We start from the raw sequence: 21,207 nt of genomic DNA, 5'->3' as shown, positions 1-21,207 counted from the left end.
GCTAATTCGTTCACGCCGCCTGCGAGGCGGGATCGCCCGCGTCGAGGCCCGCCACCGCGTAGGTCAGCGAGACGCCCAGCCGGCGCCCGGCGATCTCGAAGGGGCTGCGCATCATGGCACGAATGCCCGAAAGCTGCGCCTCGAGCTCGGCCACCGAAAGCGCGGAAACCCATGCCAGCGTGCGCGGCTCGGTGGGATTGATCGCGGCACCGCCGGTCGCAATCTGGAGATGCTCGGCGATACGCCGCAGGAGATCGCCGAGGTCCGCCTTCCCGACCGCCAGCGTCAGCGCGTCGAATTCGTCGATCTGCGCGGCAACCAGCAAGGTGCTGTCCGGATCATGCGCCCGGGCGGCAAAGGCGAGGCGGTTGGGCAGTCCGCTTTCCGGGTCGACCTAGCGCCGCCTGATTGCCGCGCGCTCGGCGATGAAGAGGCTGCCGATGGCTGCGGCCGCAGCAATGATGGTCAGCGCGGGCACGATCTCGAACCACCGGTCGAAGCCGACCCGCGCCGCCAGTCATGCCGCGACCGGTGCGAGCACCGCCCCGGCGGTGCGCAGGGCGAAAACACGCCGACGGCGCGCAGCCAAAATCGCGGGCGTCGCCAAGGTGCCGAGGATCAGCGGCAACGGCCACCCGGCATCGGCCGGCACGCCCGCGATGAGCGTCTCGGCAGCAACGGGCTGAATGATCACGCCAGGGATGACCCCGTGCGCGGGCACGTTGTAGCGATCCCCGAGCTCGATTGCCGTCGCCCCGATGATGACGTCCTTGCCGGCAAGGCTGCAAAGTGGTGCCGCGCCGCTCCCGACCGCGATGAAGCTGTGGCGCGGAATGGTCATTCTGACCGCGCGCGCGAGGGCGTCAGCCCTTGTGCTTCTCCAGCTCGTCGCCGCTCACCGTCACCACGTGAAGCAGGTTGGTGGCACCGGGCGTCCCGAAGGGCACCCCGGCGAGCACGATCAGCTTGGCACCGGCACTCGCGAACTTGTGCCGGAGCGCCATGCGCTTGCCCTTGCCGATCATCTCCTCGAAGCTGCCGATGTCCTTGGTCGCCACGGCATGGGCACCCCACAGCAGCGCCGTCCGCCGCGCGGTGCGGGTCGAGGGGGTGAGCACCAGCATCGGCGTCGCCGGCCGCTCGCGCGCCACCCGCCGTGCGGTCGATCCGCTGGTGGTGAAGACCGTGATCGCGCTGATCGGCACGGTGTCGGCAATGGTCATGCAGGCATGGGCGAGCGCATCGGAGGTGGTCGCATCGGGCGGCGTGTCGAGAAACCGCACGCGCGCCTTGTAGCCCTCGTCGCGCTCCACCTGCGCGGCGATGCGGTCCATCATCGCGACCGATTCCTCGGGCCAGGCACCCGCCGCGCTCTCGGCCGAAAGCATCACCGCGTCGGCCCCGTCGTACACGGCGTTGGCGACGTCGGAGACCTCGGCGCGGGTGGGCGTGGGCGCCTCGATCATGCTCTCGAGCATCTGGGTCGCGACGATCACCGGCTTGCCCGCGCGGCGCGCCATGTTGACGATCTTCTTCTGGAGCGGCGGCACCTCGAACGGCTCGAGCTCCACGCCCAGATCCCCGCGCGCGACCATGATCCCGTCGGCCAGTTCGATGATCGCATCCAGCCGGTCGACCGCCTTGGGCTTCTCGATCTTGGCGCAAATCGCGGTCCCGTGGGTGCCGATAAGCTTCCTCGCCTCGGCGATATCTTCAGGCCGCTGCACGAAGGAGAGCGCGATCCAGTCGGCCCCATGCTCGGTCGCGAAGGCGAGATCGCGGCGGTCCTTCTCGGTTAGAGCGGGGATCGGGACCTCGGCATCGGGGACGTTCACGCCCTTGCGATCGGAGATCACCCCGCCGACCTCGGCCGAACACAGGATGCGGCTGTCATCGGCCTCGAGCACCTTGAGGCGGATCTTGCCGTCGTTGATCAGCAGGCGCTGCCCGCGCTCCATGATGCCGAACAGTTCCGGGTGCGGCAGGCACACGCGGCTGTGATCGCCCGGCGCCGGATCGCGGTCGAGGGTGAAGTGGCCCGAATGGCGGATCACCGCCTGCCCGTCCTTGAAGGTCCCGACGCGCAGCTTGGGGCCCTGAAGATCGGCGAGGATGGCGATGGGGCGCGCATATTGCTTCTCGAGCGCGCGGATCGCGGTGATCGCCGCCTCGTGATCGGCGTGGCTGCCGTGGCTCATGTTGAGGCGGAAGGCGTCGGCCCCGGCGCGCACCAACCGCTCGAGCATCTCGGGCGATCGGCTCGCGGGTCCGATCGTGGCGAGAATCTTGACCTTGCGGCCGCGCGGGTCGATGCGACGTGACATTCTGGTTATCCCTCTTGGGGCAAGCCTATGGCACAGGCGCATTTCAACTCAAGGAAAAGCCGCGATGAATAGCAATGCCGATCCGCTCGACAGGCTCGACGATGCCCAGGCCGCGGCCGCCTTCCGCAGGCTGGTGCGCCACCTGCGCCGCCGCCACGATGCGCAGAACATCGACCTGATGGGCCTGGCCGGCTTCTGCCGCAACTGCCTCGCCGACTGGATCCGCGACGCGGGCTACGCGGGCGACAAGGAGGACGCGCGCACGCTCATCCACGGGATGCCGAGCGCCGAGTGGAAGGCCACGCGCCAGACCCCCGCGACCGAGGAGCAGCTCGCCCGGATGGCCGAGAGCGTGGCGAAGAACGCACAGGAATAATTCGCGCGGGCGGTTCACCGCTCGCCGGAGGGTGGCTATCGGCAGGGCCAACCGATTCTCAGATCCGATGGAGACCCCCGATGGCCGAAACCACCGACGACCGCCTGCGCCTGCTGATCGAGCGTATCGAACGCCTCGAGGAGGAGAAGAAGGGCATCGCCGACGATATCCGCGACGTCTACATGGAAGCCAAGGCGGTCGGCTACGATCCCAAGATCATGCGCCAGATCGTGCGCCTCAGGAAGATGAAGCCAGACGACCGCAGCGAACAGGATATGCTGCTCGAGACCTACAAGACCGCGCTCGGGATGGCGTGAGGCGCGGTCCTGCCGCTCCCAAGTTGACATAGTTCATGCGGGCGGGACAGATTTGCACCCGTCAACATAGTGTGTTATCACGTTAATACACTTAGAGGAGACTCGGCAATGGCATCCCCCTGGAAAGACGCGCGCGGCGTCATCGTCAGCACCACCCCGACGCTCGAGGGCCGTCCGATCCAGGACTATCTCGGGATCGTCACCGGCGAGGTGATCGTCGGCGCCAACCTGTTCCGCGATCTCTTCGCCAACATCCGCGACATCGTCGGCGGGCGCTCGGGGAGCTACGAGCGGATCCTTGCCGACGCGCGCAGGCAGGCGATCGAGGAATTGCAGGCCGAGGCGGCCTCGCTCGGCGGCAATGCGGTGGTGGGGATCGACCTCGACTACGAGGTGATCGGCGACCGCGGCTCGATGCTGATGGTCAGCGCGACCGGCACTGCGGTGAAGATCTGACCGGTCCCGCCACCACGCGCCGCATCGCGGCCGGGGATCTTGCCGGTTTTCGGGCGATGAACCGGCTCTTCGCCGAGGTCTTCGACGAAGCCGATACCTATGCCGCCGCTCCGCCCGACGAGTGCTGGGCGGCGCGGTGGCTCGCCAATCCCGATCACGTCGCGCTGGTCGCCGAACGCGAAGGCGGTATGGTGGGGGCACTCGCCGCCTACGTGCTGCCCAAGTTCGAACAGGCGCGAAGCGAAATCTACATCTACGACCTTGCGGTGCGGGAAAGCGCCCGGCGGCAGGGCATCGCCACCGCGCTGATCGAGCAGCTGCGCGGCATCGCCCGCGAGGTCGGCGCGTGGACGATCTTCGTACAGGCCGACACCGTCCCCGAGGACGAGCCCGCCCGCAGCCTCTACCGCAAGCTCGCCTCGGAGGAGATCACCGCGCTGCATTTCGATATCGCGCCCTGAAACGGCGCATTCACAGCCAGCCGTATTCGCTCGCCAACCACACCGTATTGTATGCTGCATGGTAGAGCATGGCGGCGCCCAGCCCCAACCGAGTGCGGACATAGGCGAGGACGAGGGCGCCGATCAGCAGCGGAGTGATGACCAGCACCCCACGCGGGTCGGTGATCGGGGCGTAGTTTCCAAGGTGGATCAGCGCGAATGCACAACTGCTGCCCCACACTGCCCAGGGGAAATGCCGCGTGAACCAGCCGGGCACGTCCGTCTCGCGCCCGCGCCGGTCAAGCCAGATCAAGAGGCCTGAAAACACCAGCGCAACCCCGCCGAGCGACAGCGCCATGCCCCACCCCTCGCCGGTGAAGCTCGTCGCGATGAAGCAGGCCATCGCGCCGAAACCATAAGCGGCAAACCGCAGCGCCGCCACCCGCCCGCTCATCCAGCCGCGAAACAGCGCCTCTTCCAGCACCGGCGCGAGCAGCAAGGCCTTGAAGGCCATGTCGCCGACGCTGTCGTACGTCCTGGTCGAAGGCGGGAGAAATCCGGCCTGTGCGTCCCACCAGCCGATCAGGCACCACAGCAACCGGTCGAGCGCGCAAGCGGCGGCGAACACGGCTGCCAGCGCCAGCGCCGCATCCCGCCCCCACGGCATCGGTCGGGCGAGAAAGGTTGGCCGCAGGGCAAACCGCCCCACATCCGCCAGTCGTTCGCGCAAGGTCATCGGATCGCTCACGCCCGCGCTTGCATCGCGCGGGGCTGCCGGAGTAAGGGCCGCCCTCATATTTCCAACCTTTCCGGCGACATCATCCCATGGCAGGCCATTCCAAGTTCAAGAACATCATGCATCGCAAGGGCGCGCAGGACAAGAAACGCGCGGCGATGTTCTCCAAGCTGTCCCGCGAGATCACCGTCGCGGCGAAGATGGGTATGCCCGATCCCGACATGAACCCGCGCCTGCGCCTCGCGGTCAACGCCGCCAAGGCGCAGTCGATGCCCAAGGACAATATCCAGCGCGCGATCGACAAGGCGAGCCAGGCGGGCGGCGAGGATTATGTCGAGATGCGCTACGAAGGCTACGGCCCCGGCGGCGTCGCGCTGATCGTCGAGGCGCTGACCGACAACCGCAACCGCACCGCCACCAACGTGCGCACCGCCTTCAGCAAGAACGGCGGCAACCTCGGCAGCGAAGGCTCGGTGAGCCACGGGTTCGAGCGGCGCGGCCTGATCGAATACAGCGCGGCGGCGGGCGACGAGGAAAAGGTGCTCGAAGCCGCCATCGAAGCGGGCGCGGACGACGTGGAATCCTCGGAAGACGGCCACACCATCTGGACCGCCGCCGAAGACCTCCACGGCGTGGCGGGCGAGCTCGAAAAGGTGCTCGGCCCGGCCGACAACGTGAAGCTCGCATGGAAGCCGGTGCTGAGCGTCGAGGTCAACGAGGAAGTCGCGGGCACGCTGATGAAGCTCATCGACACGCTCGACGATGACGATGACGTGCAGACCGTCTGGGGCAATTACGAGATCCCCGACGCGGTGATGGAGAAGTTGGGCTGACCTTCCGGGAATGGCTGCTGGCGATCGCTCTCGGTAGCGCCTTCCTGCTGGCCGCAGCCTGGCGCCTCGGCCTGATCGGGCTCTAGCGGGATGCTGATCCTCGGGCTCGACCCTTCGCTATCCTCCACAGGCTGGGGCGTGATCCGCGCCGAGGGCGCGCGGATCAGTCATGTCGCCAACGGGCAGATCAGGACCGATCCGGCCGCGCCGATGGCCGAGCGGCTCGCCGCGCTTCACCTGGGGCTCACCGAAGTGATCGCCGCCCACGCCCCCGCCCGCGCGGCGGCGGAGGAGATCTTCGTCAACAAGAACCCGCAGTCGACACTCAAGCTTGCACAGGCACGCGGCGCAGTGCTGGCCGCGTGCGGCGCGGCGGGACTCGTGGTCAACGAACACGCCGCGCGGCTCGTCAAGAAGGCGGTCACCGGCACCGGCGGCGCGGAGAAGCAGCAGATCGCCGCGATGATCAAGGTGCTGCTCCCCGGCGTGGCTGTCGCCGGAAGCGATGCCGCCGACGCGCTCGCGGTAGCGATTGCCGATGCGCATCTGGGAAATCGCCCTTGACCCGTTCGCCCTGAGCTTGTCGAAGGGCCGCACTTCCTTATCGCTCTGCGCTTCGAAGTGAAAAGCAGGGGTTGACGCTTCGCGTCAGCTTCGCTTCCGACAGGCTCAGCCCGAACGGAGTTTAGAGTGATCCACCTCTACGGCATCCCCAACTGCGACACGGTCAAGAAGGCGCGCACCTGGCTCGACAGCCAAGGCAAGGCCTACACCTTCCACGACTACAAGAAGGAGGGCGCGGACCCTGCGCGGATCGCGGGCTGGATCGCCGCTGCCGGGCTCGATGTGGTGGTGAACCGCAAGGGCACCACTTTCCGTGCGCTTTCGGAGGAGGACAAGGCCCGCGCCGCCGACGCTGCCACTGCGCCCGCGCTGCTGGCCGCCAACCCGAGCGTCATCAAGCGACCCATCGTCGAGCATCCGGGCGGCATTCTCGTGGGCTTCAAGCCCGAGGAATGGACAGCCGCCCTCGGCTGAGCCTCGCGCCGCATCCATGAACCCGCTCGAGATCATCGCCGTCATGCTCGGCATCGCGAACATCGCGCTGCTGGTGCGGCGGTCGATCTGGAACTACCCCTTCGGCATGGCGATGGTGGCGCTCTACTTCGTCATCTTCCGCGAGGCGCGGCTCTATGGCGAGGCGGCCTTGCAGGTGTTCTTCTTCGTCGTGCAGGGCTGGGGCTGGTGGCTGTGGGCGCGGGCCGGGGGCCTCGCGCAGAGCGTCGAGGTGCGCTGGATGGGCTGGCCTGCACGCGCAGCCGCGATCGCGCTGGTCGCCGTCGCCGCACTCGGCATCGGCACGGCGATGGCGCGCTTCACCGACGCCGCGCTCCCCTATGCCGATGCGACCATCGCCGGGGCGAGCGTGGTCGCGCAGGTGCTGCTTTCGGTGCGCAGGGTCGAGAACTGGGCGCTGTGGATCGCGATCGACGTGCTGTCGGTGGGCGTCTACATCCAGCGCGAGCTCTACCTCACCGCGGGTCTCTACGTCGTGTTCCTCGGACTGGCCGTGCTCGGCCTCAGGGAATGGGCGAAGGCCGCGCGAACGGGCGAAGCGGTGGCCGCATGAAGCGCGGCTTTCTCCTCGGCAAGTTCATGCCGCCGCACGCGGGGCACCTGGCGCTGATCCGCGCCGCTGCCGCGCTGGTGGACGAGCTTACCGTGCTGGTCTGCTGGCTGCCCGACGATCCGATCCCGGGCGAGGCACGGCTTGCATGGATGCGCGAGCTTCTGCCCGATTGTCGGGTGATCGGGCACGGCGAGATCGTCCCCCAGGGGCCCGCAGACAGCGCCGACTTCTGGCCGGTCTGGCGCGGCATCGTCGCTGCCGCGCATCCGCAGCCCATCGACTATCTGTTTGCAGGGGAAGCCTACGGCGCGGAACTGGCCCGCCAGGTCGGCGGGCTCTACGTGCCGCTGGGCGGCCGCGTGCTGGGGCTGGCGGACGACCCTGTGGCGGGCCTTTCCGCGCGCGCCGTCAGAGCCGATCCGGCAGCGCATTGGGCCTACCTCCCCCGGCCGGTCCGCAGGCATTACCGCCGCACGGTCTGTCTCCACGGTTCCGAGAGCACCGGCAAGACCACCCTTGCAGCGGCTCTTGCGGCTGACACCGGGGCCCTTACCGTCGGTGAATATGGCCGCAGCCATTGCGAGGCACACAGGGAGCCGCTGACCCTGGAGAGCCTCCTACTCATCGGGCGCGCCCAGCAGGCGATGATCGCCGCTGCCGCCGAATGGGCAGGCCCCTTGCTCATCGCCGACACCGACGCGCTGATGACCGCCGCCTGGTGCGAGATGCTGCAGGGCGAGCGCCCCCCCGAACTGATGGCCGCACCCAAGGCCGACCTCTACCTGCTCCTCGAACCCGATCTGCCTTGGGTGGACGACGGCACCCGGTTCTTCAGCGCAGCCGAAGAGCGTCACAGGTTCGCAACGATCGCCCGTCAGGTGCTTATCGACGCAGGCGTGCCTTTCGTGCGGATCGCGGGTCAGGGCCCCGAGCGGCTGGCAGCGGCGCGCGCCGCGATAGGAGCGATGACATGACCCGAGTGCCCCTCCTGATCGCTGCCGTGCTCCTCGCGCCCGCGCCCGCGCAGGCGCAGGACATGCTGATCATCGCCCACCGCGGCGCCAGCGCCGAGCGGCCCGAGCACACGCTCGCCGCCTACGAGCGCGCGATCGATCAGGGTGCCGACTACATCGAGCCCGATCTTGTCGCCACCAAGGACCTTGTCCTTGTCGCCCGCCACGAGAACGAGCTGTCGGGCACGACCGACGTCGCCTCGCGCGAGGAGTTCGAGGACCGCCGCCGCGAGAAGACCATAGACGGCCAGCGCGTTGCCGGATGGTTCGCCGAGGACTTTACCCTCGCCGAGCTGCGCACCTTGCGCGCCAAGGAGCGCATCCCCTCGCTGCGTCCGGCCAACGCGCGCTTCGACGGGTTGTGGCAGGTGCCGACGCTCGCCGACATCGTGACGCTGGTGCGCGCGAAGGAGGCCGAGACCGGGCGCAGGATCGGGATCTACCCGGAACTCAAGCACCCGGAGTTCCTGCTCCAGAACGCCGGGATCGACATGGTCGACCTCTTGCTGCGCGACTTGCGCAAGCTCGGCATCACGCCCGCCGACCCGGTGTTCGTGCAGAGCTTCGAGATTGCCCCGCTCCAGCGATTGAAGCAGCGCGGCGGCGGATTCAGGCTGGTGCAGCTGGTCGGCCCGACCGGCGGCCCGGCGGACGAGCCGGCGATGCGCTATGCCGACATGGTGTCGCCCACCGGGCTTGCCGAGGTCGCGAAATATGCCGACGCGGTGGGCGCGCACGTCGCCATGGTGCTGAACGAGGACGGCACGCCGACGGCGCTGGTCGGCGATGCGAAGGCCGCCGGGCTGGCGGTCCACGCCTGGACGATCCGCCCGGAGAACGACTTCCTCCCCACGGCCCTGCGCACCGGCGACGACCCGCGCGGCAAGGGCTGCGGCGACGTGAAGCTCGCCGCGCTGCTGAAGGCGGCCGGGGTGTCCGGCGTGTTCGCCGACGGTCCGCTGAAGGGCCGCAAGTGTAACTGATCCTCACCCGTTCGTGCTGAGCTGGTCGAAGCACTGCACTTGTCTTCGACGACCTCGGAAGATGAGAACAGCCCTTCGACAAGCTCAGGGCGAACGGAGTTGGTGGCTAGACCCGCCGCGCCGACAGAATGTAGTTGAGCCCCATATCCTCTGACAGGTGGAGCCCTTTGCCCGGCCGCCATGCGATCCCGCGCTTGGCAACGACCGTGAGGCCGACTTCGGCCAGCATCTCCTCCAGCTCCTCGGGCGTGACGAAATCCTCCCAGCGGTGCGTGCCGCGCGGCACGTAGCCGACCGCCTCGGCCGCGCCGACCAGCAGCACGCGCGAGGCGGCAGTGCGGTTGGGGGTGCTCATCACCATGAGCGCGCCGGGGGCGAGCCGCGCCGCCACGTCGCGCAGGAAGGCGGTCTTGTCGGCGACGTGCTCGATCACCTCCACACAGGTCACCAGATCGAAGGTGCCGATGTCGAGCGCGGCGACCTCGCCCGCCATGTAGCGGATATCGAGCCCCACGCCCTCGGCATGGGCCGCCGCCGCCGCCACGTTGTCAGCCGCCGCGTCCACCCCGGTCACCGCCGCGCCCAGCCGCGCCAGCGGCTCGCACAACAGCCCCGCCCCGCAGCCGATATCGAGCGCCGTCCTGCCCGCGAGCGGCTTCGCGGACGCCGCCGCGTCCGGCCAGTGCGCGTCGATCGCGTCCCGCACGAAAGCGAGCCGCACCGGGTTGACCTGGTGGAGCGAGGCCATCGGACCCCTGGGATTCCACCAGTCGCGCGCCAACTTTGCGAAAAAATCTGCCTCTTCGGGGCGAATTGTAACATTCGAGACGTTTGCGTTTCCCATGAACCCCTCCTAACAGCGCGCGCGGACACTCACCAGCGGGAGCGCATCTCTTGGCCCGGATCGTGATGAAATTCGGCGGCACCTCGATGGCCGGGACGGAGCGCATCCGCCGCGTGGCCAACATCGTGCGCGCGCAGGCCGCGCGCGGCGACGAGGTCGCGGTGGTGGTGAGCGCGATGGCCGGGGAGACCGACCGGCTGGTGAACTTCTGCCGGGAGGCGAACCCGCTCTACGACCCGGCGGAATACGACGTGGTGGTGGCGAGCGGCGAGCAGGTGACGAGCGGGCTCCTCGCCCTCACCCTCCAGGCGCTCGGCTGCAAGGCGAGGAGCTGGCTCGGCTGGCAGCTGCCGATCCGCACCATCGAGGCCCACGCCAAGGCGCGCGTCGAGAGCATCGCGGCCGAGGCGCTGATCGCCAGCCTCGAGGCCGGCGAGATCGCGGTGATCCCGGGCTTTCAGGGAATGTCCGAGGAGGGGCGCGTCACCACGCTGGGCCGCGGCGGATCGGACACCTCGGCGGTGGCGGTCGCGGCGGCGATCAAGGCCGACCGCTGCGACATCTACACCGACGTCGATGGCGTCTACACCACCGACCCGCGGATCGTCGCCAAGGCGAAGAAGCAGAAGGCGGTGACCTACGAGGAAATGCTCGAACTCGCGAGCGTGGGCGCGAAGGTGCTCCAGACCCGCAGCGTGGGCCTTGCCATGAAGGAAAACGTGCGGGTGCAGGTGCTCTCGAGCTTCATCGGCGAGGGCGCCCCGCCCGCCGATGATCTGCCCGGGACGATGATCGTCTCCGAAGAGGAAATGGACGCATTGGTGGAGAAGGGTGAAATGGAACGCCAGCTTGTGACCGGCATCGCGCATGACAAGAACGAGGCGAAGGTGATCCTCACCCGCGTGCCCGACCGTCCCGGCGCGGTGGCCAACATCTTCGAGCCGCTGGCCGCAGCCTCGATCAATGTCGACATGATCATCCAGAACGTCGGGCGCGACAAGGGCGAGACCGACGTGACCTTCACCGTCCCCCAGGCCGACCTCGCCCGCGCCCAGGCGCTGCTCGAGGACCGCCGCGATGCGATCGGCTTCAACCGCATCATCACCGACAGCAAGATCGCCAAGATCAGCGTCGTGGGCGTCGGCATGAAGAGCCATGCAGGCGTCGCCTCGACGATGTTCCGCGCGCTCTCCGAAAGGGGCATCAACATCCAGGCGATCTCGACCAGCGAGATCAAGGTCAGCGTGATGATTGACGAGGACGAGACCGAGCTTGCGGTGCGCGTGCTGCACACCGCCTATGGGCTTGATGCGGTTAGCTGAAAAGAAATACGTTTCATCTGAATTAATCACCAAAAGTTACCGCAGTTTAACCTTTTGGGCCGGACTGTGCCGTCCTCTCACCCGAGGACGAAAGGCATCTTCCATGGCCATCAGGGCCCATCTCGAATCCCCTGCCGCTGCCGGCACTGAGGACGGCCAGCGCACTGCCGCCCGCCGCGCGCTGCTGCTCGAAACCAGCGGCTTTGCCGGCGCGGGCGAGGCGGAGACGGCCGAAGCCAACGTCACGATCCACAACATCTCGGAAGCCGGCCTGCTGATCGAGACCGATCTCACGCTCGCCGAGGGCGAGGCGCTGGCGATCGATCTGCCGCACGCAGGCGTGGTCGGCGCCGTGGTCGTATGGCGCAGCGAGCGGCTCTACGGCTGCGCATTCGATGCTCCGATCAGCGGCGCGGCGCTCGCCGCAGCGCAGCTTCAGGGTTTCGCGCCCGGCGTGCCGACGCGGCCCGTGGACCGCGCCGCAGTTCCCGTCCCCGCGCGGGGTGCAGCCGAAGGTCTCGGCACGCGTCTCAACCGGCTGCGTCGCGAAGCCGGGCTGACCCTTGCGGAGGTCGCCGCCACGCTCGGCGTCAGCAAGCCCACGGTCTGGGCATGGGAAAAGGGCAAGGCCCGCCCCCTGCCCGAACGGCTGGCCGCCATCGCGGCCGCGCTGGGTGTCGATCCGGCGCAACTCGCCCCTGCGTCCGGCCCGGCCCGCGAGGTCGACGCGGTGATCGCCGACTGCCGGACACGGATTGCCGAGGCCTGCGACATCGCCCCCGAGGCGGTGCGGATCATGATCGAGTTGTGACCCACGCCGGTTCCCGAAGCTGGGGGCCCTACCTACTGTGCCCAATACGTATTGGAGTGACTGACACGATTGGAAAATATGGTAAACGAGACAGAAAGCTGATTCGAAAATTAGCCAAGTTAGCCTACTCGGCTCACCGGTTTTTCGGACAGTTCTCAGAAAAACAGGGACCATATCTCCAAATCATCAAGTTCGTTTAACTAATACTCGAGACCTTTAGTGGGAAAGAAGGGAGACTTTCTCACGTAGCTGGGGCATCTGGGGCATGAGGATTGGCTTTAGTGATCTCGAAGGTCATGCGCTGCATGGCCTGGTGGAAAAGACGTCCGGCGACATCGTGATCAGGCTCGATCGATCGGGCTTCATCGTTCACGCGTCCGACAACATCGCCGAACTTGGCCTCGACGTGACGGCAACGCTGCTGCCGCCCCACATCACCGATCTTGCCGATCGCGACCATGCCGCCGTCTTGGGCGCGCATGTCAGCGCCGCCTTGGCCGAAGGCCAGGCCACCGGCGCGCTGGAGTTCCCGGTCCCTGCCTGCGCCGACCGCACGACCTGCCGCGAGGCGCATTGCCGACGCTGGTATGCGCTGAGCCTCAGTCCCTTGCGCGGCGAATCCGGCGGGCCAGAAGGTGCGCTGTGCCTGATGCGCTGTGTCCAGCAGGTGCGCAGCCTCGAAGGCGAACTTCACGCCCGCGCGGTGACCGATCCGCTCACCGGCCTCGCCAACCGCGCTGCCTTCTGCGCGAGCCTCAGGCGCCATCTTGCGACGGGCGGCGGGCAGATGGTCGCGATCTTCGCGCTCGATGCGATGCGGGCGCTGCAGCTGCGTTACGGCCAGCGCACCGCCGACGAGGTGGTGTGGGGCTTCGGCCGGTTCCTCGAAGGGATGGCCCTGCCCGGCCACGAGCTCGCGGTGCTGGACGGCGAGCGGTTCGCGGTGCTGCTGACCGAGCGGACATCGCACGCGGCGCGCGAATGGGCGGGCGACGTGCTTGCGACCTTCGCACGGCTCGCCGCGCCCGCCTCGCCGCGCGCGCCCCGGATCAGCGCGAGCGCCGGTCTGGCGCGGGCCGAATGCACTGTCGACTGGACCTTGCGCGAGGCCGAGCTCGGCCTGGTGCTGGCGCGCGCGGGTGGCGGCAACCAGGTGGCGGCTGCGAGCTACCACCGGGCAGCCTGACTGGACTCGCTCCGGCGGATCGGTCATGCCCCCGCCATGAGCCACATCGCGACCATCCTGCTGCTCGGTTCCGGCGAATTGGGCCGTGAATTCGTCATCGCCGCCAAACGCCTGGGAGCGCGGGTGATTGCCTGCGATTCCTACGACGATGCCCCTGCGATGCAGTTGGCCGACGGACGCGAGGTGTTTTCCATGCTGGACGGCGCGGCGCTGCGTGCGGCGGCGGAGAAGCACCGCCCCGACCTCATCGTCCCCGAGATCGAGGCGATCCGCACCGAGGTGCTGGGCGATCTGGAAGCCGAAGGGTTCACCGTCGTCCCTTCGGCCCGCGCCGCGCAGCTGACCATGAACCGCGATGCGATCCGCGATCTGGCGGCGGGCGAGCTGGGTCTCGTCACCTCGCAATACGGCTATGCGGAAAGTTTCGGCGAATGCGAGGCCATCGCCGCGCGGATCGGCTATCCGCTGGTCATGAAGCCGGTCATGTCCTCCTCGGGCAAGGGCCAGAGCAAAGTCGATGGGCCGGAGGCGCTGGAAGCGGCTTGGGATTACGCCGTCGCCAATATGCGCGGCGACCGGGCGCGGGTGATCTGCGAACAGTTCATCGCCTTCGACTACGAGATCACCCTGCTGACCATCCGCCACGCGGGCGGCATCGCCTTCTGCCCGCCGATCGGCCACCGCCAGGAACGCGGCGATTATCGCGAGAGCTGGCAGCCCGCCGCCATGTCCCCCGCCGCGCTGGCCTCCGCGCAGGACATGGCGGCCAAAGTCGTCACCGCTTTGCAAGGGGACGGGCGTGGCTGGGGCCTCTACGGGGTCGAATTCTTCGTGCGCGGCGAGGAGGTGATCTTCTCCGAATTGTCGCCCCGACCACACGATACCGGGATGGTGACGCTCGCCAGCCAGGACCTCACCGAGTTCGATCTCCACGCCCGCGCCATCCTCGGCCTGCCGATGCCCGCCGCGATTGCGGCCCGCCCTGCCGCCTCCGCGGTGATCCTTGCGGACCGCGACTGCGAGGACTTCGCTTTCGAGGGTCTCGCCGAGGCGCTCGCGATGGGGGATACCGACGTGCGGATCTTCGGCAAGCCCGTCACCCGCCCCTACCGCCGCATGGGCGTGGCGCTCGCCCGCGCCGGGGATGCGCCCGCCGCGGTCGACCTCGCCAAGCGGGCAGCGGATGCGGTGCGGATTGTCTATTCGCCCTCCAGCGACTAGGGCGCCCCCCATGGAAACCTACCCCAAGACCGCCGCGCTGATGCAGCGCGGCACCGAGTTTCTCGGCTGCGAGACCGCGATCCTGTGCGGGGCGATGAGCTGGGTGAGCGAGCGCAACCTCGTCGCCGCGATCAGCAACGCGGGCGGCTTCGGCGTGATCGCCTGCGGGGCGATGACACCCGAGCTGCTCGACACCGAAATCGCCGCGACCAGGGCGCTCACCTCGAAGCCCTTCGGCGTCAACCTCATCACCATGCACCCTGCGCTGTTCGATCTGATCGCGGTGTGCCGCAAGCACGGCGTCACCCATGTAGTGCTGGCCGGCGGCATCCCGCCCAAGGGCAGCGTCGAGGCGATCAAGGCGGACGAGAGCGGCATCAAGGTGATCTGCTTCGCCCCCACCCTCGCGCTCGCCAAGAAGCTGCTGCGTTCCGGGGCGGATGCGCTGGTGATCGAGGGAATGGAAGCGGGCGGGCATATCGGCCCGGTGTCCACCTCCGTGCTGGCGCAGGAGATCCTGCCCGAGCTCGCGAGCGAACACCTGATCTTCGTCGCCGGCGGCATCGGCCGGGGCGAGGCGATCGCGAGCTACCTGGAAATGGGCGCGGCGGGCGTTCAGCTCGGCACGCGCTTCGCCTGCGCGACCGAGAGCATCGCCCACCCGGATTTCAAGAAGGCCTTCTTCCGCGCCTCGGCCCGCGAGGCAGTCGCCTCTGTGCAGGTCGATCCGCGCCTGCCGGTGATCCCGGTGCGCGCATTGAAGAACAAGGGCACCGAGGAATTCACCGCCAAGCAGCGCGAAGTCGCCGCGCTGCTCGACGAGGGCGGGATCGACATGGCCGAGGCCCAGCTTCAGATCGAGCACTTCTGGGCGGGCGCCCTGCGCCGCGCGGTGATCGAGGGCGATGTCGAGAACGGCTCGGTCATGGCCGGTCAGTCGGTCGGCATGGTCACCAGGGAAGAACCCGCTGCCGACATCATTGCCGAGCTGATGGCGCAATGCGAGGCCGCACTGGGGCGGTGACGCCGCTCCTACCCATCCCTTGATCCTGCCTTTCGGCCGCGCTTTTGCGTCATCTCGCCGCGTCGCGCTGCGCGCGGGCTTTGCCCGCTTGTCGTGCGCGCCGGGCCGCGCCAGAAGAGGGCGCACAGGCGGGACAGCCGGAAGGAGATGCGAAATGTGCGACGAGAAAAACCTCGCCGACTGGGCGAAGGACACGATCAGCCGCCGCCAGTTCGGCGCCTTGACCGGGGCGGCCGCGCTCGCTGCCTGCACGGCGGGTGAAAGCGAGAGCAAGGCACAGCCCGCACCGAGGGCGGGGCTCAGGGAACGGGGCGTAACCTTCGCCACGCCTGACGGTCGGCTCGACGGATTTTTCGTGCAGCCCGAGACCGGGAGCCATGCCGCCGTCATCCTGTGGCCGGACATCGCCGGGATCCGCGAGGCCAAGCGCAACATCGCTAGGACGCTCGCGAGCCAGGGTCACGCGGTGCTGGTCGTGAACCCCTATTACCGCGACGTGGCGGGCGAACAGTTCGCGGACTTCGCCGCCTTCGCGGCGGGCGGCGGATTCCAGAAGGTCGGGCCGTGGCGCGCGAAGCTCACCGCCGAGGCGATCATGCGCGATGCCAAGGCGATTGCCGACTGGCTCGACCGACAGGAAGGCGTCAGCCAGGCGCGCGGAATCGGGACGCAGGGCTATTGCATGGGCGGGCCCTTCACCGTCTGGAGCGCGGCCGCCAGCCCCCGGATCAAGGCCGCGGCCAGCTTCCACGGCGGCGGGCTGGTGCGCCCCGGCGATCCGATGAGCCCGCACGCGCTGCTCGGCAAGACGCAGGCCAGCTATCTCATCGCCATCGCCAGGAACGATGATGCCAAGGCGCCGGGCGACAAGGATGCTCTGCGCGAAGCGGCGACCGCCGCCGCGCGCCCGGCCAAGGTCGACGTCTATGCCGGCGATCATGGCTGGATGGTCCCCGATAGCCCCGCCTACAACGCGGCGGCGGCAGCGCAGGGCGAGGCCGACCTGCTGGCGCTCTACAAGGCGGCGCTGGCGTAAGGCGCCTTCGCCCCGGCACCGTGTGCCTGTCCCGCCTCAGCGCGCCAGCGGGGCCGCCCCGGGCGCGCGGGCGAGCGCATCACGGCGCACGAAGTCGGTCTTGTTGAGGGCGACGTAATCCCGGGCGAACCGCGGATCGGTCTCGAAGGCGGCATAGTCGGCCCACACCGTATGCGCGTGGATGAAGGTGGGGCGCAGCCGCTCGAAAACATAGTCGTGCAGGACGGTCTTGTCCGGCTTTCTCAGCGCCGTGGCGATCACGCGATCGCACAGGCCGGCAAGATCATGGATCGTCAGGGACGAATGGAGCAGCGCGGCTCCGATGTCGGGTGTCAGCAATGATGCGTCTTCGATGCCGAGCGACCTCGCCCGCTGCTCGAAGGCGGTGACCGTCGTCCTCACCTGGGTGACCGGAAGTGTCGGGGCGTCGTAGAAGGCGACGAGACGCTGTGCGTTGAGGGCGATGCTGAGCACCAGCAAGGCGAGCAGCACCCTCGGCATGGCCGACAAGGCGACGCCGGTCAGGACGAAGGCGGCCGGAAGGAAGGCGGTGGCGAAGCGGTGATCGGCCATCCAGTCGGGCGGCATGAGGGCGAAGATGCCGCCGGTGACGGCCATCATGGCGAGCGGAATGGCGCGCTGCCGCGCCTCGGCCCGCAGGGCGGCTGCGAGGACGGCCACCATCGCCAGCCCCAAACCGAAAGGCGCATTCAGCAGATCGCCAGCGTTGAACAGGATCGTCCACGGATCGATGCGCGACGCTTCCTTGGCATAGAAGGTGTTGGGGACGATATCGCCGAAGGTCGCCCATCGGAACGCGAGGAACGCGGCATAGATGGCAAAGGCCACGCCGAGGAAGGCAAGCAGCGGCCGCCTGCGCAGAAAGACGAGCGCCAGCACGCCGAGCAGAACGCCTTCGGGCCGCGTCATCCCGAGGGCGGCGATCAGCGCGCCCAGGTAGGCACCCTTCTTGCGCAGCAGCGCGCGCAGGATCTCGCTGGCGAGGAGCAGGGTCAGCGGGTTTTCCAGGCCTGACGTGGTCCACACGACAATCGAGGAGCACGTTGCCGTCAGCACGAGAACCGCGGCCCGCGCCGCGTGGCTCATCAGCGCGGCGCAGGTCGCGTTCAGGCTGACGAGTGCTGCGGCCACACAGCAGGCCGATACGGCCTTGATGCCCAGCACGCTGGCCATTCCCAGGCCGTCGAGCGCGGCGAGAACGACCACCCACAGGAAGTTGGAGTAGCCCTCGACCGGCGCCATGCCAGGCTGGGACACCAGCCCGTGGCCGGATACCCAGTTCGCGGCATAGGCCATCGAAATGGCGGCATCATCGACCATCCAATGGCGAAGCGGAAGCGCCAGAGCGCAGTAGGCCGCAAGAGCGACGCCGATCGCTCCCCAGTGGCGAATGGACGGGCCCCGCGCGGTTTTCGCAGGTCGCCCCAAAGCGATCGCGGCGTTCATGCGTGCTCTTTAGGGCGGCCCGGCTCGCGGTGACAATGGCAAACCGGCACAGGCACAGGCCCGGCCCCGCCCCTCCCCGACCCGGCGACTATGCCCGCCGCACCTTGGCGCGTTCGTTCTCCGCGCCGAACCGGCCGTGCTTGCGGTAGCGGATCATCCACTTGTCGAGGAAAAGGCCGAGCGGTCTGGGCTCGATCCCGAGATCGGCAAGGCCCAACGCGCCGGGCGCGACGGTGTTGCCCGCCTTGAGCAAGATCCACTGGTCGCGGCTCATCGGCGTCAGCGGCAGGGCTGCGAAGGTCGCCGAGAGGCCGTCGGGCATGGCGATGAAGGTCCGCCTGCGCCCCTGCGCGGCGGCGATCGCCTCGTGGATCTGCATCATGGTGAACTGCTGCGGGCCGCCCAGCTCGTAGGTGCGCCCGCCATGCGCCTCGGGATGCTCGAGCGCGACGGCCACCGCCTCGGCGACATCGTCGGCATAGACGAGCTGGAGCTTCGCCTCGGGCCCGAACACCGGCAGCACCGGGAACAGCTCGATCATCCCAGCGAATAGGTTGATGAAGTTGTCGTCCTTGCCGAAGATGATCGAAGGCCGCAGGATCGTCGCGTTCGGGAAAGATGCCTGCACATTGGCTTCGCCGAGCGCCTTGGCCCGCGCATAAGCGGTGGGCGAGGCGGAATCCGCGCCGATCGCGCTGACATGGACGAAGCTCGCCACACCCGCTGTGGCAGCGTGCTGCGCGATGATGCCGGGCGCCTCGCCCATCAGCGTGTCGAGATTGCCGGTGAAGGCGCCGACGAGGTTGACGACGTGCTCCGCCCCCGCAAGCGCGGCGCCGACGTGGGTTTCGTTGGTGATGTCGCACGGCATGAGCTGGAGCTGGCCGAGGTTGGCGAGCGGTTTCAGCGCCTGCGCCTTGCTTGGCGCCCGGCTGGCGAGACGGATGCGCGCGCCGCGGGTCAGCAGCGCCTGCGCGACATAGTTGCCGAGATAACCGCTGCCGCCGAAGATAGTGACCAGCCGGCCGGCGAGGGGGGAGTGCGGGGTGGAGGACATGGGGGTGTGCTCTGTGGTGAGGGCCTTGGCGTACGGCTCCCGCCTTTGCGGCAATGGCGTCGCCGAGGCAAGGGTCGGGTGAAGCACGGTGCCCGGCTCGCCGAACGCTTCGCTGGGACGCCCGTGCCCGCGCCGCCTAGAGGGACGCTTCGCTCAGCCGCCTGCGGGCTTCGCTCTCCCCGATCAGGGGCAGGAGTTCGCCCATGTCGGGCCCGTTGTCGCGGCCGGTGAGCGCCTGGCGCAGCGGCAGGAACAGCGCCCGGCCCTTGCGCCCCGTCGCCTCCTTGAGGGCGGCGGTGAGTGCGCCCCACGGATCATCGCCCCATGCAAGCGTATCCGCCGCTTGCGCCAGAAAGTCGCGGTCCTCCGCCGTGAACTCGCGTGCCTCGATCGGCCCGGTCACCAGCCGCCACCATTCCGCGGCCTCGGCGACATGGGCAAGGTTGGGCTGCACCGCATGCCAGCCTGCCGCATCCATGCCCGCCGGTAGGCGATCCTTGACGGCGTCATAGGGCAAGTGGTGGACAATCGCGGCGTTGAGCCGTTCGAGATCCGCTTCGTCAAACTTCGCCGGGGCGCGGCCGAAGGTCGACAGATCAAAACTCGCCGTCAGCACCGCACGATCGGCAATCGGCTCGATCGGTTGCGAGGTGCCCAGCCGGGCGAGCAGCGCGATGATGGCTTCGGGCTCGATCCCCTGTTCGCGGAAGGCATCGCATCCAAGCGAGCCCAAACGCTTGGACAGCTTGCCTTCCTTGCCCACCAGCAGGGCTTCATGCGCGAAAGCGGGAAGGGTTTTTGCTGCACCCTCATGCGCAGCAAAGCCCGCAGCAAAAAGTGCGGTAAAGATCTGAATTTGCACCGCCGTGTTCGAGACATGATCCTCGCCGCGCAGGACTTGCGTGACGCCCATGTCGATATCATCAACCGCGCTTGGCATCATGTAAAGCCATGAGCCATCAGCGCGGCGGATCACCGGATCGGACAGCTGGCTGGCGGCAAATTTCTGTGCGCCGCGGATGCCATCATCCCATGTGATCGGCTCGTCATGATCGAGCTTGAAGCGCCAGTGCGGGCGTTCCCCCGCCGCTTCCTTGGCCGCGCGCTCTTCGTCCGTCAGGGCAAGCGCGGCGCGATCATAGATCGGGGGCAAGCCGCGGCCGAGCGCGATCTTGCGCTTCACGTCGAGCTCCTGCGCGGTTTCATAGGCCGGGTAAATGCGCCCCGCCGCGCGCAGGGCCTCGAACGCGGCTTCGTAGCGATCGAGCCGCGCCGACTGGCGCTCCTCGCGGTCCCAATTCAGGCCCAGCCAGGTCAGGTCCACCTTGATCCCGTCGACGTATTCCTCACGGCTGCGTTCCGCGTCGGTGTCGTCGATGCGCAGGACGAAAGTGCCGCCCGCTTGCCGCGCCAGCATCCAGTTGTGGAGCGCTGTGCGGATGTTGCCGACGTGGAGCCGGCCGGTCGGCGAGGGGGCGAAGCGGGTGGTGGTCATGGCAGGCGCGGTAAAGCGGCGCGCCTTCACCCGCAAGCGCTCACAGGGCCCGCATCTCCGCCGCGACGAGCGCAAGCGCACCCTCCCACAGCCGATGCGCGCGTTCGGGCCGCACCAGGCCGTAGAGCGCTGCCTCGAAGCCCCGCTGGTCACCCGTCACGGCGGCTTCCATGAAGGCGGCAATGGTGGCCTCGTCATGGCTCATGTAGCGGCAGCAGAAGCGCTTGAGCGTGATGTTCTCCGGCCAGCTTGCGGCGATCGCCTGAGCGAGGATCAGCGCCTTGGCCGCGACATCGACGCTCGCCAGCTTTTCGGCGAGTTCGGGCACCGGGTCACGGCCGATCCTGTCGTAGAAGGCGATCAGCCGCAGCGCGTGGATGAAGCGCCCGGCGATCGGCCCCACCGTATCGAGCGGTTGCGGCGTGGCGAGCTGTTCGATGATGCTCTGGGACTTGGCGAAGAAGATGGGCGTGCCGGGCATGGAACCTCGCGGGAGGGCTGAGTCGGGGCGGTCCTTGCAGCCTAGCTAATTGCGATTGACTTGCAATAGCGGAATTTCGCCAAAGGTCCCGGCGCCGACGAAAAAGCCCCGCCGGAGCCGAAGCTCGGGCGGGGCCTTTCGTGCCGCACGAGGCG

The 21,207-nt window shown here is 68.2% G+C and carries 25 protein-coding genes; 16 read left to right on the top strand and 9 right to left on the bottom strand.

Annotation, left to right across the window (positions count from 1 at the left end; all coding sequences use genetic code 11):
* Positions 1 to 10: 10 nt before the first annotated feature.
* The 3 genes from OPU67_RS12380 to pyk all read right to left on the bottom strand — a co-directional run bounded on the left by OPU67_RS12380 (position 11) and on the right by pyk (position 2,324).
* Entirely contained in the window at positions 11 to 325 is a 315-nt protein-coding gene (locus OPU67_RS12380) for a hypothetical protein (RefSeq protein ID WP_267620022.1), read from the bottom strand.
* A gap of 192 nt (positions 326 to 517) precedes the next feature.
* On the bottom strand, positions 518 to 841 hold the full coding sequence (locus tag OPU67_RS12375; RefSeq protein ID WP_267620020.1) for a CHASE2 domain-containing protein: 324 nt from the start codon (positions 839 to 841) through the stop codon (positions 518 to 520).
* A 22-nt stretch (positions 842 to 863) separates the two neighbouring features.
* A complete protein-coding gene (gene pyk / locus OPU67_RS12370) occupies positions 864 to 2,324 on the bottom strand; it encodes a pyruvate kinase (RefSeq protein WP_267620017.1) in 1,461 nt (486 codons plus the stop codon).
* Between the two features lie 64 nt (positions 2,325 to 2,388).
* Here pyk and OPU67_RS12365 point away from each other — a divergent pair, with 64 nt between their 5' ends.
* The 4 genes from OPU67_RS12365 to OPU67_RS12350 all read left to right on the top strand — a co-directional run bounded on the left by OPU67_RS12365 (position 2,389) and on the right by OPU67_RS12350 (position 3,934).
* Complete coding sequence (locus tag OPU67_RS12365; RefSeq protein WP_267620015.1) at positions 2,389 to 2,700, top strand: DUF1244 domain-containing protein; 312 nt, start codon at positions 2,389 to 2,391, stop codon at positions 2,698 to 2,700.
* An 80-nt stretch (positions 2,701 to 2,780) separates the two neighbouring features.
* On the top strand, positions 2,781 to 3,017 hold the full coding sequence (locus tag OPU67_RS12360) for a DUF2312 domain-containing protein (RefSeq protein ID WP_267620013.1): 237 nt from the start codon (positions 2,781 to 2,783) through the stop codon (positions 3,015 to 3,017).
* Between the two features lie 108 nt (positions 3,018 to 3,125).
* Positions 3,126 to 3,473 carry a heavy metal-binding domain-containing protein gene (locus OPU67_RS12355; RefSeq protein ID WP_267620011.1) on the top strand — a complete coding sequence of 116 codons (348 nt, stop codon included), beginning with the start codon at positions 3,126 to 3,128 and terminating at the stop codon, positions 3,471 to 3,473.
* Between the two features lie 56 nt (positions 3,474 to 3,529).
* A complete protein-coding gene (locus tag OPU67_RS12350; protein WP_267620008.1) occupies positions 3,530 to 3,934 on the top strand; it encodes a GNAT family N-acetyltransferase in 405 nt (134 codons plus the stop codon).
* A gap of 10 nt (positions 3,935 to 3,944) precedes the next feature.
* On the opposite strand, the gene OPU67_RS12345 is transcribed toward OPU67_RS12350, so the two are convergent.
* On the bottom strand, positions 3,945 to 4,580 hold the full coding sequence (locus tag OPU67_RS12345) for a type II CAAX prenyl endopeptidase Rce1 family protein (protein WP_267620006.1): 636 nt from the start codon (positions 4,578 to 4,580) through the stop codon (positions 3,945 to 3,947).
* A 158-nt stretch (positions 4,581 to 4,738) separates the two neighbouring features.
* Here OPU67_RS12345 and OPU67_RS12340 point away from each other — a divergent pair, with 158 nt between their 5' ends.
* The 6 genes from OPU67_RS12340 to OPU67_RS12315 all read left to right on the top strand — a co-directional run bounded on the left by OPU67_RS12340 (position 4,739) and on the right by OPU67_RS12315 (position 9,108).
* Complete coding sequence (locus OPU67_RS12340; protein ID WP_267620004.1) at positions 4,739 to 5,482, top strand: YebC/PmpR family DNA-binding transcriptional regulator; 744 nt, start codon at positions 4,739 to 4,741, stop codon at positions 5,480 to 5,482.
* 90 nt (positions 5,483 to 5,572) lie between these two features.
* Entirely contained in the window at positions 5,573 to 6,046 is a 474-nt protein-coding gene (gene ruvC, locus OPU67_RS12335; protein WP_267620002.1) for a crossover junction endodeoxyribonuclease RuvC, read from the top strand.
* Positions 6,047 to 6,172: 126 nt separating this feature from the next.
* Positions 6,173 to 6,520, top strand: coding sequence for an arsenate reductase (locus tag OPU67_RS12330; RefSeq protein WP_267620000.1), 348 nt, complete (start codon positions 6,173 to 6,175; stop codon positions 6,518 to 6,520).
* Between the two features lie 16 nt (positions 6,521 to 6,536).
* Positions 6,537 to 7,112 carry a nicotinamide riboside transporter PnuC gene (gene pnuC / locus OPU67_RS12325; protein ID WP_267619998.1) on the top strand — a complete coding sequence of 192 codons (576 nt, stop codon included), beginning with the start codon at positions 6,537 to 6,539 and terminating at the stop codon, positions 7,110 to 7,112.
* Positions 7,109 to 8,086, top strand: a complete 978-nt coding sequence (locus tag OPU67_RS12320) for an AAA family ATPase (RefSeq protein WP_267619996.1) — start codon at positions 7,109 to 7,111, stop codon at positions 8,084 to 8,086. The genes pnuC and OPU67_RS12320 overlap by 4 nt, the downstream gene beginning before the upstream one ends.
* Positions 8,083 to 9,108 carry a glycerophosphodiester phosphodiesterase family protein gene (locus tag OPU67_RS12315; protein WP_267619994.1) on the top strand — a complete coding sequence of 342 codons (1,026 nt, stop codon included), beginning with the start codon at positions 8,083 to 8,085 and terminating at the stop codon, positions 9,106 to 9,108. The genes OPU67_RS12320 and OPU67_RS12315 overlap by 4 nt, the downstream gene beginning before the upstream one ends.
* Before the next feature lie 106 nt (positions 9,109 to 9,214).
* Here OPU67_RS12315 and ubiG read toward each other — a convergent pair whose 3' ends face one another.
* Positions 9,215 to 9,952 carry a bifunctional 2-polyprenyl-6-hydroxyphenol methylase/3-demethylubiquinol 3-O-methyltransferase UbiG gene (gene ubiG / locus OPU67_RS12310; RefSeq protein WP_267619992.1) on the bottom strand — a complete coding sequence of 246 codons (738 nt, stop codon included), beginning with the start codon at positions 9,950 to 9,952 and terminating at the stop codon, positions 9,215 to 9,217.
* 50 nt (positions 9,953 to 10,002) lie between these two features.
* Between ubiG and OPU67_RS12305 the strand changes: the two genes are divergently transcribed.
* From OPU67_RS12305 to OPU67_RS12280, 6 genes are all read left to right on the top strand, one after another.
* Positions 10,003 to 11,274 carry an aspartate kinase gene (locus tag OPU67_RS12305; RefSeq protein WP_267619990.1) on the top strand — a complete coding sequence of 424 codons (1,272 nt, stop codon included), beginning with the start codon at positions 10,003 to 10,005 and terminating at the stop codon, positions 11,272 to 11,274.
* A 103-nt stretch (positions 11,275 to 11,377) separates the two neighbouring features.
* Entirely contained in the window at positions 11,378 to 12,085 is a 708-nt protein-coding gene (locus OPU67_RS12300; RefSeq protein ID WP_267619988.1) for a helix-turn-helix domain-containing protein, read from the top strand.
* Between the two features lie 265 nt (positions 12,086 to 12,350).
* Entirely contained in the window at positions 12,351 to 13,271 is a 921-nt protein-coding gene (locus tag OPU67_RS12295) for a GGDEF domain-containing protein (protein WP_267619987.1), read from the top strand.
* 36 nt (positions 13,272 to 13,307) lie between these two features.
* Positions 13,308 to 14,492, top strand: a complete 1,185-nt coding sequence (gene purT, locus OPU67_RS12290; RefSeq protein WP_267619983.1) for a formate-dependent phosphoribosylglycinamide formyltransferase — start codon at positions 13,308 to 13,310, stop codon at positions 14,490 to 14,492.
* A gap of 10 nt (positions 14,493 to 14,502) precedes the next feature.
* Positions 14,503 to 15,516: an NAD(P)H-dependent flavin oxidoreductase gene (locus tag OPU67_RS12285; RefSeq protein ID WP_267619981.1), complete on the top strand. Its 1,014-nt coding sequence runs from the start codon at positions 14,503 to 14,505 to the stop codon at positions 15,514 to 15,516.
* Between the two features lie 154 nt (positions 15,517 to 15,670).
* Positions 15,671 to 16,552, top strand: a complete 882-nt coding sequence (locus OPU67_RS12280; RefSeq protein WP_267619978.1) for a dienelactone hydrolase family protein — start codon at positions 15,671 to 15,673, stop codon at positions 16,550 to 16,552.
* A gap of 36 nt (positions 16,553 to 16,588) precedes the next feature.
* Here the strand turns inward: OPU67_RS12280 and OPU67_RS12275 are convergent, their stop codons facing one another.
* From OPU67_RS12275 to OPU67_RS12260, 4 genes are all read right to left on the bottom strand, one after another.
* Positions 16,589 to 18,019, bottom strand: a complete 1,431-nt coding sequence (locus OPU67_RS12275; protein WP_267619976.1) for a hypothetical protein — start codon at positions 18,017 to 18,019, stop codon at positions 16,589 to 16,591.
* Between the two features lie 88 nt (positions 18,020 to 18,107).
* Entirely contained in the window at positions 18,108 to 19,076 is a 969-nt protein-coding gene (locus tag OPU67_RS12270; protein WP_267619974.1) for a complex I NDUFA9 subunit family protein, read from the bottom strand.
* A 136-nt stretch (positions 19,077 to 19,212) separates the two neighbouring features.
* Entirely contained in the window at positions 19,213 to 20,571 is a 1,359-nt protein-coding gene (gltX, locus tag OPU67_RS12265) for a glutamate--tRNA ligase (RefSeq protein ID WP_267619972.1), read from the bottom strand.
* A 40-nt stretch (positions 20,572 to 20,611) separates the two neighbouring features.
* Positions 20,612 to 21,052, bottom strand: coding sequence for a DNA-directed RNA polymerase subunit beta' (locus OPU67_RS12260; protein WP_267619970.1), 441 nt, complete (start codon positions 21,050 to 21,052; stop codon positions 20,612 to 20,614).
* Positions 21,053 to 21,207 lie beyond the last annotated feature (155 nt).

Origin of the sequence: Erythrobacter sp. WG (genome assembly GCF_026586795.1) — a bacterium.
Lineage (GTDB): Bacteria > Pseudomonadota > Alphaproteobacteria > Sphingomonadales > Sphingomonadaceae > Erythrobacter.
The sequence above is the reverse complement of the archived record's forward strand: the minus strand, read 5'-3'. Positions and strand labels throughout refer to the sequence as shown.